Origin of the sequence: Streptomyces sp. NBC_01471, assembly GCF_041438865.1 — a bacterium.
Taxonomy (GTDB): domain Bacteria; phylum Actinomycetota; class Actinomycetes; order Streptomycetales; family Streptomycetaceae; genus Streptomyces.
In genome coordinates this window covers 4,770,208-4,787,842 of sequence record NZ_CP109450.1, presented here as the reverse complement: position 1 = coordinate 4,787,842, position 17,635 = coordinate 4,770,208, and the positions used below count along the sequence as shown (strand labels likewise).

Genomic DNA, 17,635 nt, shown 5'->3' with positions numbered 1-17,635 from the left:
GCCAGTGGGACCTGCGGCCGCTGCCCCGGAGCAGCTCCCCCGCGCTCAGCCCCGCAGGACCGTCGCCCCCGCCACCCCCGACACCGCGACCCGCGCGGACCGGCACGTGCCCGATGCCGGCAGCTCCGCCGCGATCCGCTCCGCCGCGTCCGCGTCCTTCGCCAGGAACGCCGTCGTCGGGCCGGAGCCGGAGACCAGCGCGGCCAGCGCACCGGCCGCGGTGCCTGCCGCGAGGGTGTCCGCCAGGGACGGGCGCAGCGAGAGCGCCGCCGGCTGGAGATCGTTGGACAGGGCGCCCGCCAGGGCCGCCGTGTCGCCGGTGCGCAGCGCGGCGATCAGCGCCGGTGACGCCTGCGGCGGGCCGGCGCCGGGCGTGAGGCGGTCGAACTCACGGAAGACCGTCGGGGTGGAGAGCCCTCCGTCGGCCATCGCGAACACCCAGTGGAACGGACCGCCCACCTCCAGCGGCGTCAGCCGCTCGCCCCGGCCGGTGCCGAGCGCCGCTCCGCCGACCAGGCTGAACGGCACGTCACTGCCCAACTCGGCGCAGAGACTGAGGAGTTCGTCGCGCGAGGCGCCCGTGGACCAGAGTGCGTCGCAGGCCAGCAGGGCGCCCGCGCCGTCCGCGCTGCCGCCCGCCATACCGCCCGCGACGGGGATGTCCTTGGCGATGTGGAGGTGCACGCGGGGCTCGGTGCCGTACCGGGCGGCGAGGAGTTCGGCCGCCCGCGCCGCGAGATTCGTACGGTCCAGGGGGACCAGCCCGGCGTCGGGGCCGGTGCAGGTGACGCGCAGGGTGTCGGCGGGGGTGACGGTGACCTCGTCGTACAGCGACACCGCGAGGAAGACATTGGCCAGGTCGTGGAAGCCGTCGGGGCGCGCGCCACCCACCGCGAGCTGGACGTTGACCTTGGCGGGTACGCGGACGGTGACGCCCGCCGTCGTCGCCGTGCCGTCATGGACCGTCATGCCTTGTCCTCCGGCGCCTGCTTGCCCTCCGCGATCCGGGCGAACTCCTCCACCGTCAGCGACTCCCCGCGCGCCTGCGGTGAGATCCCCGCGGCGACCAGTGCGGCCTCGGCCGCCGGCGCCGACCCCGCCCAGCCGGCGAGCGCGGCGCGGAGGGTCTTGCGGCGCTGGGCGAACGCCGCGTCGACGACCGCGAAGACCTCTTCCCTGGTGGCCGTGGTCGCGACCGGTTCGGTGCGCCGGACCATCGACACCAGGCCCGAATCGACGTTCGGCGCGGGCCAGAACACATTGCGGCCGATGGATCCGGCCCGCTTGACGTGTGCGTACCAGTTGGCCTTGACCGAGGGCACCCCGTACACCTTGTTGCCGGGTTCGGCCGCGAGCCGGTCGGCGACCTCCGCCTGGACCATGACCAGCGTCCGCTCGATCGAGGGGAACCGGGCCAGCATCGTCAGGAGGACGGGGACCGCCACGTTGTACGGGAGGTTCGCGACCAGCGCCGTGGGCGGCGGGCCGGGGAGTTCGGTGACCTGCATCGCGTCGGAGTGGACGAGTGTGAAGCGGTCGGCGCGGGCGGGCAGCCTGGCCTCGACCGTCGCGGGCAGCGCGCCCGCCAGCACGTCGTCGATCTCGACGGCGACCAGCCGGTCGGCCGCTTCGAGGAGCGCCAGGGTCAGCGAGCCGAGGCCGGGGCCCACCTCCACGACCACGTCGTCCCGGGTCACCTCGGCGGTCCGGACGATCCTGCGCACCGTGTTGGCGTCGATGACGAAGTTCTGGCCGCGCTGCTTCGTCGGGCGTACGCCGAGCGCGGTGGCCAGTTCACGGATGTCGGCGGGGCCCAGCAGGGCGTCGGAGACTTCGGATGCCTGGGGGGATGCCTCGGGTTCAGTGCTGCTCACCCGTCAAGCCTACGGCCGCGCGGAGGCCCCGGGGCGCGCTGGGCGCGCACCCCGCTCGCACGGCGCACTTCACGCTCACGCCGGTCTCACACGGTGTCGCCGTCGAGACCGAAGGCCCGGACCGTGTTGGCCATGATCGCGGCGGCCAGTTCGTCCTCACCCGTGTTCCGCACCGCCGCCATCGCCCGGACCGTCACGGGAATGAGATACGGCGCATTCGGCCGTCCTCTATAGGGGGCGGGGGTAAGAAAAGGCGCGTCCGTTTCGACAAGGACGAGTTCCAGCGGGGCGACGGCGAGTGCGTCACGCAGCGGCTGGGCGTTCTTGAACGTCATGTTCCCGGCGAAGGACATGAAATAGCCGCGGGCCGCGCAGACTTCGGCCATTTCGGCGTCACCGGAATAGCAGTGGAATACGGTCCGGTCCGGCGCCCCCTCCTCCGCCAGAATGCGGAGTACATCGGCGTGGGCCTCGCGGTCGTGAATAACCAGCGCCTTGCCGTGCCTTTTCGCCATCTCGATGTGCGCCCGGAACGAGCGCTCCTGGGCGGCCACGCCCTCCGGCCCGGTCCGGAAGTGGTCGAGGCCGGTCTCGCCGACGGCCCGCACCTGCGGGAGCCCGGCCAGCCGGTCGATCTCGCCGAGCGCCTCGTCCAGCGCGCCGTCGCCGCCGGGGGCGCGGGCCTCCTGCCGCGACCAGGTGTCACTGTCCCCCAGCACGATGCGGGGCGCTTCGTTCGGGTGCAGGGCGACCGCCGCGTGCACGTTCTCGTACGCGGCGGCCGTCTCGGCCGCCCAGCGGGAGCCCTTCAGGTCGCACCCCACCTGGACCACGGTGGTCACTCCGACGGACGAGGCCCTGGCCAGGGCCTCGTCCACGGTGGTGTCCTGCATGTCCAGATGGGTGTGCGAGTCGGCCACCGGCACGGCGAGCGGTGCGGGCAGCGGCGGCGCGGTGTCCTTGCTCATGGCACCCGATCTTATGGGGGCACCTCCCAGCCCCTGGGGCTGGGGGAGGGCCGCCTCGCGAGGGCCCGACCCGCGGTGGACGCGGTGCGCGCGGCGCTCTAGCCGCGGTGCTGGAAGGGGTGCAGCAGATCCCGGAGCTGCCAGTGGTGGTGCTCGTCAGGTGCGGGGGTCGCCCCGCCCACGGTCGCTGCGGACCCGGCGTCCGTCCCCCGGTGTGCGGTGTCCCTGTCCGCCCCGGCCGGACCGGCGGGGGACGTGACGTTGTTCGGGTAGTGGAGCAGATTCTGCACCGATGAGACCCGCCCAGACCTCATGATGCGTACGACGTGACCGCCGCAGTTCACACAGCTCGGATTGGAAAGCGGCGATGGCACCCGGTCGCCGTCAGCGCGGTATACGACAAAGTTCTCACCGGAAGCGCCTACGTGGTGCTCTATCTCGTACGCCTGCTCCCAGCCATGACCACACCGCATACAGGCGAAGGAATACGCCTCGTGGGCGGTGCTTTCAACTATCTCACTCATGCCAGCTCCTCTTGTCCGACGGACAAGCCTTCCGTGGGGCGATTCCGTCCCACTTCCCAGTGGACGCCTCCGGGTCCCGGAATGCATCAGGTGCTGCCTACTATTGGACCGGTTTTGGCCTGCTCGTGGCCTAAGGCCCCGTGATCACGTTGCCCGCTTTGCCAAGCGCGCGGGTCCTTTACCTCCCGGTGGCACAGGGTCCCGTCCGGCGCCGCACGGCCACCGCCCGCAGCCGCTCGCGCACCCTCAGGAGCCGTGCGGGCCACGGTCCTTTGCTGCGTCTTTGGCTGCGTCTTTGGCTGCGTCTTTGGCTGTGCCCTTCGCCGAGTCCTTGGCCGCGTCCCTGGCCGCGTTCTTGGCCGCGACCACCGCGTCGAACACCTCGCGCTTGGGCAGCCCCGCGTCGGCGGCGACCGCGGCGATGGCCTCCTTGCGCCGCTCCCCCGCCTCCTCGCGCACCTGCACCCTGCGCACCAGCTCGGCGGGGTCGAGCTCCTCCGGCCCGGTGTCGGGGGCGCCCTCGACCACGACCGTGATCTCGCCCCGTACGCCCTCCGCCGCCCACTCGGCGAGCGCCTTCAGCCCCCCGCGCTTCACTTCCTCGTACGTCTTGGTCAGCTCACGGCAGACCGCCGCCCTGCGGTCGTCGCCGAAGACCTCCGCCATCGCGGCGAGGGTGTCGTCCAGCCGGTGCGGGGCCTCGAAGTACACCAGCGTCCGGCGCTCGGCCGCGACCTCGCGGAGCCTGCCGAGCCGCTCGCCCGCCTTGCGCGGCAGGAAGCCCTCGAAGCAGAAGCGGTCCACCGGCAGCCCGGAGAGCGCCAGCGCGGTCAGCACGGCGGACGGGCCGGGGACCGCCGTGACCTTGATGTCCTGCTCCACGCACGCGGCGACCAGCCGGTAGCCGGGGTCGGAGACCGACGGCATCCCCGCGTCCGTGACCAGCAGCACCCGCGCCCCGCCGGTCAGCGCCTCGACCAGCTCCGGGGTGCGGGCCGACTCATTGCCCTCGAAGTACGAGACGACGCGTCCCGTCGTCTGGACGCCGAGCGCCTGGGTCAGCCGGCGCAGCCGCCGGGTGTCCTCGGCGGCGACGACATCGGCCGTCGCCAGCTCCTCGGCGAGCCGGGGCGGCGCGTCCGACACGTCACCGATGGGGGTCCCTGCGAGTACCAGCATTCCTGTCACGACTCCATTCTCCCAGCCCCGTGCACACCACTCTCACAGTCGGGTTCCCTACGATGGCGCGGTGACGAGTACAGCGCCTCAAGCCGTGAAGGGCCACGACGCCGGGGAACAGCCGCCCGCCTGGGGGCGCGGGCTGCGCCGCTTCGGGTACGCGGGCCCGCGCGAAACGGGTCTGCGCGAGCGGCTGGTGCCGCCGTACGCCTCGCCCGGGCCACAGGTGTGGAGCGTGCTCGGCCTCTCCCCGGCCTTCGCGGAGCGGCTGCTGCGCTGGTCGGCCTGGGGCGGTCCGCTCCTCGTCACGCTGGTCGCCGGGGTGCTGCGGTTCTGGAACCTCGGCAGCCCGCACGCCGTGATATTCGATGAGACGTATTACGCGAAGGACGCCTGGGCCCTGATCCACCAGGGCTACGAGGGCCACTGGCCGGACGACATCAACAACGCGATCCTGGCCGACCCCTCACGGGTCTCGGTGCCGTCCGACCCCGGCTACGTGGTGCACCCTCCGATGGGCAAGTGGCTCATCGGGATCGGTGAGCACTTCTTCGGGTTCACGCCGTTCGGCTGGCGCTTCATGACCGCGCTGCTCGGCACGCTCTCGGTGCTGATGATCTGCCGGATCGGCAGGCGGCTGCTGCGCTCGACGTTCCTGGGGTGCCTGGCGGGCGCGCTGCTGACGGTCGACGGGCTGCACTTCGTGATGAGCCGCACCTCGCTGCTCGACCTCATCGTGATGTTCTTCGTCGTGGCGGCCTTCGGGGCGCTGCTGATCGACCGGGACAGAACCCGGGCCCGGCTCGCCGCCGCTCTGCCGGTGGGCGAGGAGGGCGGGCTGCGGCCCGACAGCGGTGTGGCGAGCACGCTCCGGCTGGGCGCGCGGCCCTGGCGGATCGCCGCCGGGGTGCTGCTCGGGCTGTCCGCGGCGACCAAGTGGAACGGCCTGTACGTCCTGGTCTTCTTCGCGGTGATGTCGGTGCTCTGGGACGTGGGCGCCCGCCGCACGGCGGGCGCCGTCCGTCCGTACCGGGCCGTCCTGCGCCACGACGTGCTGCCGGCCTTCGTCTCGACGGTGCCGGTCGCCGTGGTGACGTACCTGCTCTCCTGGACCGGCTGGTTCGTGACCAAGGGCGGTTACTTCCGCGACTGGGCGAACCAGCGCGCCGGTCTCTCGCCCGACCACGTCAAACTGCCGGTGCTCGGCACGGTCCACCTGCCGCAGTTCGACATGAGCTGGGTCCCGGCGTCGCTGCGCAGCTTCTGGCACTACGAGGCCGAGGTCTACAGCTTCCACGTCAATCTGACCGAGGGGCACCAGTACCAGTCGAACCCGTGGAGCTGGCTCGTGGTGGGCCGCCCCGTCTCGTACTTCTACGAGTCCCCGAAGCCGGGCGTCGACGGCTGCCCGCAGGGCACCGAGAGCTGCGCCCGCGAGGTGCTGGCGATCGGCACCCCGCTGCTCTGGTGGGCGGCGTGCTTCGCGGTCCTGTACATCCTGTGGCGCTGGGTCTTCCGCCGGGACTGGCGGGCCGGAGCCATCGCGTGCGGGATCGCGGCCGGGTATCTGCCCTGGTTCATGTACCAGCAGCGGACGATCTTCTTCTTCTACGCGGTCGTCTTCGTGCCGTTCCTGTGTCTGGCTGTCGCCATGATGATCGGGGCGATCCTGGGGCCGCCCGGGTCGAGCGAGCGGCGCAGGGCGGTGGGCGCGATCGGCGCGGGTGTGCTGGTGCTGCTGATCATGTGGAACTTCATCTATTTCTGGCCGCTGTTCACCGGGGACGCGATCCCGCTGAGCCAGTGGAACAACCGGATGTGGCTGAACACCTGGATCTAGCAGCGAACACAAGGCGCGCGGCGCAGAAGTCGTCGCGCTTTCCCGTGGTCGACGGCGGTCGTTGTTGGTCGTCGTTGGGTGTCCTCAGACGGCCCACACACGGCCCCGTACCGAGGTGCATCCCGAACGGTCACACCGGATCGCCCTGCCTCTGAGTAGGAGGGGTCCGTAAGGCGCCTTACGGACCCCGCGCAAGCGCTTTACGCTGGTCCGCGCCACCATTAAGCCCCTAGGAACGGAGAGTGCTTCACGGATGGGACCCAAGTCAGCAAAGGTCTACGAAGCAATCCGTGCACGGCTCGCATCCGGCGAACTGGCGCCCGGCGACAAGCTGCCCTCCGAACGCACCATGGTGGAAGACCTCGGCATCGGCCGCACGGCCCTGCGCCAGGTACTCGCGAAACTGGTTGCCGAGGGGGCTATCGAGGTCCGGGGCCGCAGCTCGTACCGGGTCCCCGGAAGGGCCAGCGTCACCCGCCCCGAGGAACTCGCCCCGTGGAAGATTCACGGCGAACGAACCCTCTACGACAATCGCTGGGTCAAGCTCGAACTCTGGGATGTCGAACCCCCCGGCGTCCAGCGGTTCGAGCATCACGTAGTGAAGCTCCAACACGTCGCAATCTCCGTCGTGCTGGATGATCGGGACCGTGTACTCCTGCTCTGGCGGTACCGATTCGTTCCGCAGCAGTGGGGCTGGGAACTTCCCGGGGGGATCGTGGACCCGGGCGAGAGCGCACACCAAACGGCAGTACGCGAAGTCGAGGAAGAGACAGGGTGGCGGCCAACCAACCTGGACCACGCGGTGACCTATCAGCCGATGGTCGGGATGGTCGACTCCCCGCATGAAATCTTCGTGGGCCGGGGCGCCGAGCACGTGGGAGAACCCACGGATGCGGAAGAGGCCGGCCACGTCGAGTGGGTTCCATTGGCTGACGTGCCGCGCTTGATGGCTCAGGGCGATCTCATGGGCTCCGGGACCCTGGTCGGCCTGCTGCATGTGCTGGCGAACCGCAGTGGATCCCCTACAACTCCCGCGTAAGGAGATCGATACGGCGGCGATGCCGTACGGACCCCGTACGGCTGGCCAGTAGTCGCGCCGCGCGCAGGTGAGTATCGACCTGGTCGTACTCACCGCGCGCCAGGTGCGCCTGCGCAAGATCGCACCGGAGCCCCGCCTGTGCCCGGACGAACGTCGGGTCCACTCGCTCAAGAGCCCCGTACAGTTCGGTGACTGCGTCGCCGTCACCTAACATCGCAAGGACGTTGCCTCGCCATCGTTCGAGGTGAGACCCGTTGAGGAAGATGCTCAGCATGTCGGGGTCTCGGTCCTCCGCCCCGGCCGGAATGCTCGCGGCCGCAGCGTCGAGCGCTCGTCTGCTGTCGATCGGCAATCCTGCGCGGGCGCACACTTCAGCCTCTGTTGAGTAGAGCCACGCCAGCAGTCGGGGAGAGCCTTGCCGGCCAAGGATCCTCTGTGCGTCACGCACGAGATCGACAGCCAGAGCAGGGCGGCCCGCATCGCACAGGACGTACGCCTGCTCCCCCATCGCATGAGCCAGGTACATGGGGGCTTCCGCATCCCTGGCGGCCCTCTTCGCAACCTCGTAGTGGCGCCAGGCCCGCTCAACTGCACCAGCGTCCAGCCCCTGCCAAGCCGCCAAGGTGGAGGCACCGGCCAAGGCGAGCGCCACGGGCCGACGAGTGCCCGGCAAGACAGCGAAGTTCAGCGTTTCTTCAAGCTTGGCCAGGTGACCAGCCATCTGGTCAACAAGACCCGATGAACCCATCTGACGGTCCATGGTCCGCAGTAGCTCTGTCTGTGCGTTGAACGACTCCACCATGCTGCCGCCGATGCTGCTCGCCGTGTCGATCCGGCTGAGCAAGTCGTCATAACCGTCTGCGGCCAGCCCCTGCACAACTGTGGCTGCGGGCCTCAACTCGGCGTCCGTAACCCCGAGAAGACGACGAAGGATCACTGCGTAGCGGTCTGAGATCACCCGCTTGCCGTTCTCCCACTCGGAGACGTACACACGCAAACTCGCGGTCGAAGCGACATCCGTTGCGTGCTGCCTGGCGTACTGCTCGATCTCTCGGACTAGCCGCTCCTGGGACCATCCGCGATTTTTCCGCGTCCCCCGAAGTCCTTCACTCACTGGTCACCGCCGGGCGATAGGTGCCTCGCTGTCCACTCCAGCATGCACTACATCACCGCAGGTCAACAGGGGTTAACAGGCCGCGTGTTAAGCGCTGTTGGCTACCGGACACCCCGCCTTCTGGAGTCTTCTGATTAGGCGCCAGCAAGGCGGAACGGCGATGGAACCGCCGAACATCCTTGACTCTGGTGCGCACCAGATGCTTATCTATTGGTGCGCACCAGATGGACCCCGGTCCGATGGCGCAACGCCCGGAGGGCCCCGGCGACGGGAGTGAGCCCGAAGGAAGCCGTGTTACTTGAGAACTGAACAGTGAACTCAGAAGGGGTGAGAGACCCCATCCCCGTGACGACCGGGTGATGTTCGTCGGCAGCGGTACCGGGTGTCGGCTCGGTACGCACCGCACACCGGCTCTGGAGAACGCCCCTCGGGGCGCCACCCGCTGTGAGCTGCCCTGCTCAGCGCCAGGCAGAGACATGGCGCCCGACCCTTCCATCACTTCGGAGGTTGTTGTGTTCCGTCGAAATACGGGGGCCCCGCCGTACTGGACCGGTACGGCCGGCGTCGCCCTCCGCGTCATTGCTTGACCCGCTGCGTGAGGCAGTACCGGTCCATGCCGGTGCCGTCGCACGCAGTCGAGCCACACTCCGCACCGCCCCTGGCGGTGCGGCCGGTTGCCTCCTCCGCCCGTCCGGCCATTGGTCGTACGGGCGGGGCTGAGGGGAGCCGGAACCGGTCCGGACCACCAGGAGGGAACACCCCGTGAGCAGCCAGCAGCACTACAACGCCGAGATCCACGTCCGTACCAAGGCCGGTGACCTGGTCACCATCTACCACGACATGTCCGGTCCGGTTGGCATGTCTGACTCGCAGGTCCGCGCCGCCGCCGCGAAGGCCGCCCTGGCCAAGGTTCGCGGCGGCAGGGTCGAGGGCTCCCGGGTCAGCACCGACGGCAAGCGGCGCTGACCCATCCATCAGGCCGGGCTCAGCCGGGCCTGCCCCAACAGAGTGCGGCCCCGGTGTTCGAGCACCGGGGCCGCTTTCGAGCCGTACCACCTGCTAGGGAGAACACGACCCATGAAGACCATCGCAGCACTTCAGGCCATCGTTACGGCCACCCCGTTCGAGGGTGAGCCGACGGCCGCCGAGCTGGATGCCATCGAGTTGGAGATGCCGCTCATCACGGCGGAAGTCGCCCTGCTCGACGCGCAGATCATGACCCTGGACCGCCCGGCGAACGAGGTGGACGCGCGGCGTATCCGCCGGGCCCGCCGCCGGGTACTCGCCGCCCGCCGCGAGCTGGCGAACCGCACCGACACGGTGCTTCCGGGCGGTGCGGCATGACCGCGAACCTCTCTGCTCAGCGAGGCGCCCTGGTGCTCGTGTTCGTCGGCATCGCACTGGCCCTCGCCGGGTCCGTGCTGGCGCTCCTGACGGACGACCCCAAGTGGCGCTACCTGGTCGCCGGCGGCGGCGCCGTCCAGTTCGTCGGCTGGGTGCTGTATGGCCGCGGCCGTAGGGGGGTGGCGTGATGGCGCATACCGCGCAGTTCTCCAACCGCGGCGGCCGGTGGCGTCTGTACGTGGTTGTGATGGACCTCCCGATCTCCCAGTGGCCTGAGCACGACTTCGGCCCGGCCTCCTTGGTGCCGACACCGGCTGAGCGTTCACGCGTGCTCACCGACCTTGGCTACGTGTTCACCGACGACGCCCAGTGGGAGTGGACGGAGTACAGCGAGGCGCACGGTGACGACACGTCGCCGGTGCGGCTGCTGGCCTCGGTCCTGGTGCGTTCACGGGACGGGGGCCCGTCGTGAACAGTGTTCAGATCCGTTCAGCCGACCGTGCCCTGTCCGTCGGGACGTGGCTGATCGTCGGTGGGGCCATGCTCTACTCGATCCTCACCGTGACACCCCTCGCGGCCCGCCACACCCCCGCCCCGTGGCAGTGGACAGCCCCGATCCTGCCCCTGGTCGTAGACGCCGCGGTGGTGATCGTGGTCCGCCTGGACGCCACGATGGCCCGCCTCGGCGGGCAGGGCGGATGGTGGCCCATCGCGCTGCGCTGGATGACCGGCGTCATGACCCTCGCCCTGAACGTCGCGCAGTCCGCCCTGCAAAGCGACCTGGTCGGGGTAGCCGTCCACGCGGTCGCCCCACTGCTGCTCATCGTCACCGCAGAGACCGGACTCGCCTACCGCCGCGCCATCGCAGCCGCGCTGAACGACGTGAACGCCCGGCAGCAGGCAGAGAAACAAGCCCGCGAACAAGCGGCCGTCGACCGGCGGGAAGCAGCCGAACGGCGTGCCCGTGAGGAGCGCGAGCACAGGGCGGCGCTCGCCCGTGAACAGCGTGAGCATGAAGCCGGCCTGGCGCGTGAACAGCGTGAGCACGAAGACCGTGCCCGGCGCGAAGAGCAGGCCGCGATTGACGCCCGTGTGCGGGCCGAGCGGGAGGCCCGTGAACACGCACAGGCCGAGCGTGAACAGCAGCAGGCCGAGCGTGAACGCCGTGAACGCGAGGCCGCCCAGCGGCGTGACCGTGAACGCCGTGAGCGCGAGGCGCGTGAACACGCACAGCGTGAGCGTGAACATGAGCAGGCCCAGCGTGAACAGGAAGCGCTGCTGGCCGCTGGCCCCGCCGAGGAGAAGCAGCCGGAAGACCTCGCCCGCTCCACCGTCCGTGCCGCGTACGCGGCCGGGCTGACGGTCCGGTCCGCGGCCGAGCTGACCGGCTGGTCCATCGGCTGGGTCACCGCCCGATACCAGGAACTGCGCGACACCACCGCCCCGGCCTTCGAGGGAGCTTCCGCATGATCACCATGGTTCGCACCCGCACCCTGAACGCCCTGCGCGCCAGCCTCTCCGGTGCGGAAGCGGAAACCGCCACCGCCCGCGCTGAGGCCGACCGCTACCGCGGAGAAGCCCAGACCGCCACCGACTCCACGGCCCGAGCGGAAACCGCCCTGGAGGAGCTCCGCGGCGTACTCGCACGTTCCACCGCAGACGCCGCACGGCTCGAAGGCGAACTGACGGCACTGCGGGCACAGATGCTGCTCGACACCGAGGACCGGCAGACGCTGCGGACCCTGCTGCGCATCACCCGCAAGCAGAACGGCCGGGCCGACCGCGTCTACGCCCTCTTCCACCGCGGCCAACTGCACAGCATCCACGCCACCTTGGACGCGGCGGAAATCGAGGCCGAGACCCAGGGCGCGTCCCGCTCGGGCTGGACCACCCACACGCCGGGGGCAGCGCTGCCCCCGGCCAGCGAGGTCCTGTGGCGGGTCCAGCCGCTCCCCCTGAAGAGCACGACACCGTGAGCGGCCTGCCCACCTACCGGTGGCGTCTCGCCCCGGACGGGTTGGCCACCCGCCGACAGCTCCGCGCCATGGGGCTGCGCCCCGGTGGTCAGGACGTGGCCGCCCAGCTCGAACGCCCTCGTCGTCGACGGGGCCCGCTGGTCGCCTACCTCTACCTGGTCGACCAGGCCAAGCCGGTCCGCCCGATGACCCCGGGCCGCTGGGCGGCGCTCGCCAAGGCCAACGCCGCACAACGCATCTGCCCCGAGTGCGGCCGGGACGCCGGGTACCGCATCCCGCCGACGCTCGGCATGTGCGTTCCCTGCGCGGACGCCGGCCACCAGCTCGCCGCCTGACCGATCCCTGAAGGAGAAACCGTGGAACCCCTGCCCATCCAGCCCGGCGCCCGCAGCGACATCGGGGCCGCCGCCAAAGCAGCAGTAGAAGCCGCCCACAACACGGAACAACTCGCCCTCATTCAGGCCGTGTTGAAGGCGCAGCAGCTCACCCAGCAGCCCGCACCCACCCCTCCGCCGGTCCAGCAGTCGCCGGCCTCGGCCGGGAAGTGGATCGGGATCGGCGTCGGAGCCTCCGTGTTCCTGCTGACCGTCGCCCTGTCCGCCGTCGCCGTCGCCATCTCCGTGGTGTCCCTGACCGTGTGTGTGCTCGTCCTGCGTTCCGTCTGGCACGACATCCGCAAGGGCCACTGACGGTCCTCCGTCGCCCCCGGCCGGTGAGGCCTGCCGGGGGCGGCGGAGGACCGGACAGTCCGGCCCGTGGAGGGAGCACCGTGGCAGAGCCCAAGCTCACTACCCGCGAAAAGGCCCAGGTCGCCGGATACGTGGCCCGCATGTGCAAGCGCGGTATCGCCGGTGAGCACGTCTATCAGGGCGACTTGGAGCGCAAGATCGAGCGGATCCATGACGGCGCGGCCAGGCGGCATGACCGTGAGGCGGCCGTCATGGCGGTCCATCTGGAGACCGCGCGGCAGGCTGTGGCCGTCGCCAAGACCGCACTGCGGACCGCGGACCGTGCGGGCCGTCCGGCGGCGAAGGCCGCTTTGAAGTCGGCTGAGGACGCGTTGCGCCGCACGGAGCGTGCCGCGCGCGATCTGGGCCTCTGACTGTCCCCGGGGGCGGCTGCCATCCGCCAAGACAACCGGCCGCCCCCGGGTCCTCACTCATCCGCCCCGCCGGGGCAGACAGGAGTACCGCCATCATGTCGGACAACGTCATCAGCCTGCGCAAGAACGCCCCGGACAATGACGAGCTGGGCCCGCCCGTGCTCACCGTGGTGCCCGATCCCGCCCCGGCGGTACCGGTGCCCCTGTGGGTGCGTTCCGGTCGCACGATAGGACGCGCCGTCACACACGAGCGCACCCGGGCCGGTGCCCGTGCCCTGGTCCGGCATTCCCTCTACGTTGCCGGTGGGGCGGGTGTGGTCGCCCGGCGGACGTGGCAGGGCCGGACGGTGGCCGTGCACCACCAGATGCGGGCCGCCGCCGTGGCCGCGGGCAACCACGAGCTGGCCGCGGAGTGGCAGGAGAAAGCCGACCGCTTCCGCACCGACCGCCACCGCCGCCGGATGGAACTGATCACGGGCGTCCCGCAGATGGCCAAGTCCGCAGCGATCGGCGCCGCAGGCACCGAGGGCGCGTTGCTGCTGCTCGGTGCCTGCATGGCCGTACACGACCACCACCTGCACGACGTGATCGCGCCGACGCTGGCCGCCGTCGACGCGGTCCGCGCCCTGTGCTGGTTCATCGGCGTCGCCTGGGGCCCCGCGCTCGCCCTGATGCTGCTGGCCGGGCTGTCTCACCTGTGGCGGTCCGGCCAGCAGCAGCAGACCGCGCCCGCATGGGCCCGGCCCGCCACAGGGGCCACGGACGATGTGCCGGTCACGCCGTCGGCCGTCGTCAAGGCCCTGTCGGACCTGGGTATTTCCTCGCTGCGTAAGGCTGTCAAGGAGATGGCCGACGGTGCGGCCGGGATGCTCGGCCCCATCACGCTGGCCGGGTGCGGCGTCGAAGTCGACGTCACCCTGCCGTCCGGAGTGAGCACCGAAGAGGTGCTGGGCAAGCGGCGCAAGCTCGCGGAGAACTTGAACCGCCACGAACACGAGCTGCACATGACGATCCCGCCGGCCGCACGGACCGTGCGCCTGTGGATCGCAGACTCCGGCGCCCTCGACCAGCCGATCGGCCCTTCCCCGCTGGTCACCGACCCGGACACCACAGCCGACATGCACCGGGGCCGCGCCCCCTGGGGTGTCGACCTGCGCGGGGACGCGGTGCTGGTCTCGCTGTGGCAGAAGCACATGCTCATCACCGGCCTGTCCAACCAGGGCAAGACCGCGTCCTTGCGGGCGCTGGCCCTGTGGCTGGCACTCGACCCGCGGGTCGAGTTCCACATCGCCGACCTCAAGGGCGTCGGCGACTGGCAGATGTTCGACGGCATCGCCACCGTCCTCATCCAGGGCCCCACCGATGACCACGTCATCCAGGCCACCGAGATGCTCGAAGAGGCCGTTGCGGAGATGGCCGACCGCATCGCGTTGATGCGGGAGCTGACCGCCAAGGGCTGGAGCCAGGACAAGATCCTGGCCGACCCGCGATTCAACCCCCTGATTCTCCTCATCGACGAGGCGCAGGTGGCCTACGGCTCCGGCGCCCGGGAGACGTTCACCACCGACAAGGGCACCGTCCGCTACGGCGCCCCGTACGGGGGGTCGAAGGCTGACAGCCGCTACTTCCAGGCCGTGAAGAAGATCCACGACCAGGGACGCGCGGTGAACGTCACCACCTGGGAGGGCACCCAGGACCCGACCAACGAGAACCTGCCCAAGCGCTCCCGGGAGGGCAACCACATCCGGGCCTCACTGGTCCTGGGCACCGAGTCCCAAGCCCGCATGGCCGTGGGTGACTCCGCGGTCGACGCCGGCGCGGCCCCGCACAAGCTGCGCCAGGGCCTGGACAGGGGCACCCTCGTGGTGGCCGGTGACGGGATCAAACTCGCCCCTGGCCAGCCCTCGGTGACCGCCCGGACCCACTACATCGGGCCCGAGGACGCCGACGCCATCGCGGAGCGGGCCAAGGCCCTGCGGGCCGGAGTGAAGACCTCCACCGGGACAGAGTCCGCGCCGCGGGAGGCCGACCACCTGGCTGACGTGGCCGCCGTCCTGGGCGCCGAGGAACGCATGAAGTCCGACGAGGTCCGCCAGCACCTGGCCCACCGGTGGCCGGAGGTCTACCGGACGTGGTCCGCCTCGGACCTGGTCCAGGCCCTCAAGCCGTTCGGCGCCGAACCGCGCAAGTACAACGGCAACCAGACGATCTCCCACGCCCGCGTCCTCGCCGCGATCGAGACCCGCGCCGACGAAACCGAGGACACCGAAGACGCCGGGTAGATCGACGCACAGTGACAGGGAGGGAGTTGGGGAGACGCGCACATCCTGGGGAGTTCTCCCCAACCGCCTCCCCAACCCGCCTCCCCAGCACTGATCTGCGACAACACCCCAGCTGGGGAGCCTAGGGAGGCTGGGGAGGCACCACCTCCCGGACCCGGAATCACCCCGGAAACAGCCCCCGCACAAGCACCCCCAACACCCTTCCCTGAAACGCACAGTAACCACGCCCGGGAGGACTGAACGTGCACGACGACCACAACGAGGGCTACGCGCCCCAGCCCTGCGGTGAATCCGGCTGCCTCTGCTACGGCGTCGGCGAGGAACACGCCGACCACGCCTGCGGCTGCGACTGCCCCCGCTGCTGGGACTGCCAGCAGCTCGCCCAGAACTGCGAATGCGAGTACTGACCGAGCAACGGAAAGAGGAGTCATGGCCGACCCCTACAGCCCCCCGCGCGGCCAGTGCCGCCAGTGCTGGGCACACGCCTACGACCGAAGCATCCACGCCGCCCAGGACCAGCGCACCGACTGCGCCGAGTGCGTCAGCCACATGGGCGGACGCCACCCCAACCACCTGATCGTCAAGTAGCACAACCGAGGGCGGCCCCCGTCTCGCCAAAGTCCGGGGCCCCGCTCTCCCCGTGGAACCGGAGGCTTCGTGTGTCTCAGTCCAAGCTGACCATCGTCCCGCTGTCGTTCGATGAGGCGTGCGCGACGATCGACCGTCTCCACCGCCATCACCGCCACCCCCAGGGCTGGAAGTTCGGATGGGGCGTGACCACCACCCCAGAGGGCCGTCTGGTCGGGGCCGCATCTGCTGGGCGGCCCGTCGCCCGCGGCCTCTGGGACGGCTTCACCCTGGAAGTCACCCGAGTCGCCACCGACGGCACCCCCAACGCCTGCTCCGCCCTCTACGCAGCTGCCTGGAGAACCGCGTCAGCTGCCGGATACCAGCGCACCATCACCTACACCCAAGATACCGAACCGGGCACGAGCCTCCGGGCGGCTGGCTGGCGCCTGGTAGCCGTATTACGGCCTCGCAAGGGCTGGGACACCCCATCCCGCCACCGAACAGACCGCGGCACGGACGGAGTCGGCCGCTTCCTCTGGGAGCAGTCACGCAGCATCGCACCACCGCTGTCGCTGGCCGACCTACGTAACGCAATCCGTAACGAAAACACCTGCACGGCCGACGACTGCAACAACCCCCTGCCCCACGCCACACGCGGTCGCCCAGCCCTCTACTGCTCACCCGCCTGCCGCGTCCGCGCCCACCGCGCACGACACACCAAAGCCACCTGACCCACCGCACAACCGAGGGCGGCCCCCGTCTCACCAAAGCCGGGGCCGCCCTCGTCCAGCACAACTCAACAGTGGAACTGGAGACACCCAGCATGACTCAACCCACCGCCATCCGACGAGCCCCCGCACCTCTCCTCATCGAAACCGCGTTGTCCCTCGCCGGTGCCGGGGTGCCGGTCCTGCCCCTACGGGCCGGAAAGCTCCCGTTCGGGAACTGCCGCAGGTGTGCGGACAACGCGTGCGGCGGCCGGCCGAACATGAAGACCGCCGGCCCGTGCGCCTGCCCCGGCGTCTGTCACGGTTGGGCCGCTGCCACAACCGACCCCGCCCTCCTTACCTCCTCCGCCTGGGCACGAGCGTGGGAGCAGGCACAGACAGTGGCCTATCACCCCGGCGGGGCAGGGCTGACCGTCGTGGACCTGGACAACGCAGACGCAGTGGGCTGGGCCCACGCATCGCTGCCCGCCACCCGGGCCGTGCCCACAACGCGCGGTGAACACTGGATCTACCTCGGTGCCATGCAGTCCGCGAACGCGGTCCGTGACAGCGTCGACATCAAGTCCACGATGCAGTACGCCCGGTGGCTCGGTCCCGGGACCGGCAGCATGTCCCGCCTGCCGTCCGTCGTCCTGGCGCTGGTCGAGAAACAAGAGACCACCCCCGCTCGCGAGGAGGTGGTCTCTTCCCTCCCCGGACGCACCGCATGGGACGCAACCGTGGCCACCGGGTGCCGCCACACCGAACGCTACGTCCGCACCGGACTGGACCGAGGCATCCACCTGGTCCACTCCCACACCAAATCCGGCGCCGGATCCCAGGCGTTCGGCGTGGCCCAGTTCCTGGCACGCCAGCACGCGCAGTGCCCCGGGCCCTGCGGACTGGACTCCCTGGGGCGGCAGATCATCGCTGCGGCCGTCTCGGTTGGCGTCCCTGAGGCGTACGCGGTTCGCGCCGTCAACAACGGGCTGAGGGCAGCCGCATGAGCGCGGAGCAGTTGGGCTTGGCCGGGCTCCCGGACGCCCCCGAGCCCCGGCCCACAACGGTGCGTGCGGCTGTTTCCCGAAAGTCGTCGGCCGCAGGCCGTCCGCTTCG

Annotated in this window: 22 protein-coding genes; 16 read left to right on the top strand and 6 right to left on the bottom strand. The window is 70.4% G+C overall.

The features are described from left to right. Positions 1–45: 45 nt before the first annotated feature. The 5 genes from OG285_RS21440 to rsmI all read right to left on the bottom strand — a co-directional run bounded on the left by OG285_RS21440 (position 46) and on the right by rsmI (position 4,554). Positions 46–969, bottom strand: coding sequence for a 4-(cytidine 5'-diphospho)-2-C-methyl-D-erythritol kinase (locus OG285_RS21440; RefSeq protein ID WP_371791932.1), 924 nt, complete (start codon positions 967–969; stop codon positions 46–48). Then, positions 966–1,874, bottom strand: a complete 909-nt coding sequence (gene rsmA, locus OG285_RS21435) for a 16S rRNA (adenine(1518)-N(6)/adenine(1519)-N(6))-dimethyltransferase RsmA (protein ID WP_356834096.1) — start codon at positions 1,872–1,874, stop codon at positions 966–968. Before rsmA ends, OG285_RS21440 begins: the two co-directional genes overlap by 4 nt. 86 nt (positions 1,875–1,960) lie before the next feature. Next, positions 1,961–2,842, bottom strand: a complete 882-nt coding sequence (locus OG285_RS21430; protein ID WP_371791931.1) for a TatD family hydrolase — start codon at positions 2,840–2,842, stop codon at positions 1,961–1,963. Between the two features lie 98 nt (positions 2,843–2,940). Then, positions 2,941–3,366: a hypothetical protein gene (locus OG285_RS21425; protein WP_356834092.1), complete on the bottom strand. Its 426-nt coding sequence runs from the start codon at positions 3,364–3,366 to the stop codon at positions 2,941–2,943. A gap of 246 nt (positions 3,367–3,612) precedes the next feature. Then, positions 3,613–4,554, bottom strand: coding sequence for a 16S rRNA (cytidine(1402)-2'-O)-methyltransferase (gene rsmI, locus OG285_RS21420; protein ID WP_356834090.1), 942 nt, complete (start codon positions 4,552–4,554; stop codon positions 3,613–3,615). A gap of 61 nt (positions 4,555–4,615) precedes the next feature. On the opposite strand from rsmI, the gene OG285_RS21415 reads away from it, so the two are divergent. Together OG285_RS21415 and OG285_RS21410 are read left to right on the top strand one after the other, a co-directional pair. Further along, positions 4,616–6,385: a phospholipid carrier-dependent glycosyltransferase gene (locus OG285_RS21415; protein ID WP_356834088.1), complete on the top strand. Its 1,770-nt coding sequence runs from the start codon at positions 4,616–4,618 to the stop codon at positions 6,383–6,385. Positions 6,386–6,638: 253 nt separating this feature from the next. Further along, a complete protein-coding gene (locus OG285_RS21410; protein ID WP_371791930.1) occupies positions 6,639–7,424 on the top strand; it encodes an NUDIX domain-containing protein in 786 nt (261 codons plus the stop codon). On the opposite strand, the gene OG285_RS21405 is transcribed toward OG285_RS21410, so the two are convergent. Then, a complete protein-coding gene (locus OG285_RS21405) occupies positions 7,408–8,415 on the bottom strand; it encodes an XRE family transcriptional regulator (RefSeq protein WP_371791929.1) in 1,008 nt (335 codons plus the stop codon). The genes OG285_RS21410 and OG285_RS21405 overlap by 17 nt on opposite strands. Positions 8,416–9,300: 885 nt before the next feature. Here OG285_RS21405 and OG285_RS21400 point away from each other — a divergent pair. From OG285_RS21400 to OG285_RS21335, 14 genes are all read left to right on the top strand, one after another. Further along, on the top strand, positions 9,301–9,504 hold the full coding sequence (locus OG285_RS21400) for a hypothetical protein (RefSeq protein WP_356834082.1): 204 nt from the start codon (positions 9,301–9,303) through the stop codon (positions 9,502–9,504). Between the two features lie 111 nt (positions 9,505–9,615). Then, positions 9,616–9,882, top strand: a complete 267-nt coding sequence (locus tag OG285_RS21395; protein ID WP_371791928.1) for a DUF6284 family protein — start codon at positions 9,616–9,618, stop codon at positions 9,880–9,882. After that, positions 9,879–10,070: a hypothetical protein gene (locus OG285_RS21390; RefSeq protein WP_371791927.1), complete on the top strand. Its 192-nt coding sequence runs from the start codon at positions 9,879–9,881 to the stop codon at positions 10,068–10,070. Before OG285_RS21395 ends, OG285_RS21390 begins: the two co-directional genes overlap by 4 nt. Beyond that, positions 10,070–10,354 carry a DUF6303 family protein gene (locus OG285_RS21385; protein WP_371791926.1) on the top strand — a complete coding sequence of 95 codons (285 nt, stop codon included), beginning with the start codon at positions 10,070–10,072 and terminating at the stop codon, positions 10,352–10,354. The genes OG285_RS21390 and OG285_RS21385 overlap by 1 nt, the downstream gene beginning before the upstream one ends. After that, complete coding sequence (locus OG285_RS21380) at positions 10,351–11,352, top strand: DUF2637 domain-containing protein (protein WP_371791925.1); 1,002 nt, start codon at positions 10,351–10,353, stop codon at positions 11,350–11,352. The genes OG285_RS21385 and OG285_RS21380 overlap by 4 nt, the downstream gene beginning before the upstream one ends. Beyond that, positions 11,349–11,858 (top strand): hypothetical protein, encoded by a 510-nt coding sequence (locus OG285_RS21375; protein ID WP_371791924.1) that lies wholly within the window; start codon positions 11,349–11,351, stop codon positions 11,856–11,858. The genes OG285_RS21380 and OG285_RS21375 overlap by 4 nt, the downstream gene beginning before the upstream one ends. Next, complete coding sequence (locus tag OG285_RS21370) at positions 11,855–12,193, top strand: RRQRL motif-containing zinc-binding protein (RefSeq protein ID WP_371791923.1); 339 nt, start codon at positions 11,855–11,857, stop codon at positions 12,191–12,193. The genes OG285_RS21375 and OG285_RS21370 overlap by 4 nt, the downstream gene beginning before the upstream one ends. Positions 12,194–12,214: 21 nt before the next feature. Then, positions 12,215–12,547 (top strand): hypothetical protein, encoded by a 333-nt coding sequence (locus tag OG285_RS21365; RefSeq protein ID WP_371791922.1) that lies wholly within the window; start codon positions 12,215–12,217, stop codon positions 12,545–12,547. 80 nt (positions 12,548–12,627) lie between these two features. Beyond that, the gene (locus OG285_RS21360) at positions 12,628–12,960 is read left to right on the top strand and encodes a DUF6257 family protein (protein ID WP_371791921.1); all 333 of its coding nucleotides are present in this window, start codon (positions 12,628–12,630) and stop codon (positions 12,958–12,960) included. A 95-nt stretch (positions 12,961–13,055) separates the two neighbouring features. Then, the gene (locus OG285_RS21355; RefSeq protein ID WP_371791920.1) at positions 13,056–15,242 is read left to right on the top strand and encodes an FtsK/SpoIIIE domain-containing protein; all 2,187 of its coding nucleotides are present in this window, start codon (positions 13,056–13,058) and stop codon (positions 15,240–15,242) included. A 242-nt stretch (positions 15,243–15,484) separates the two neighbouring features. Next, positions 15,485–15,649 (top strand): hypothetical protein, encoded by a 165-nt coding sequence (locus tag OG285_RS21350; protein WP_371791919.1) that lies wholly within the window; start codon positions 15,485–15,487, stop codon positions 15,647–15,649. 22 nt (positions 15,650–15,671) lie between these two features. Then, the gene (locus OG285_RS21345; RefSeq protein ID WP_371791918.1) at positions 15,672–15,830 is read left to right on the top strand and encodes a pRL2-8; all 159 of its coding nucleotides are present in this window, start codon (positions 15,672–15,674) and stop codon (positions 15,828–15,830) included. Between the two features lie 71 nt (positions 15,831–15,901). Next, positions 15,902–16,543 (top strand): XF1762 family protein, encoded by a 642-nt coding sequence (locus tag OG285_RS21340; RefSeq protein ID WP_371791917.1) that lies wholly within the window; start codon positions 15,902–15,904, stop codon positions 16,541–16,543. 92 nt (positions 16,544–16,635) lie between these two features. Continuing rightward, a complete protein-coding gene (locus OG285_RS21335; protein ID WP_371791916.1) occupies positions 16,636–17,526 on the top strand; it encodes a bifunctional DNA primase/polymerase in 891 nt (296 codons plus the stop codon). Positions 17,527–17,635: the final 109 nt, after the last annotated feature.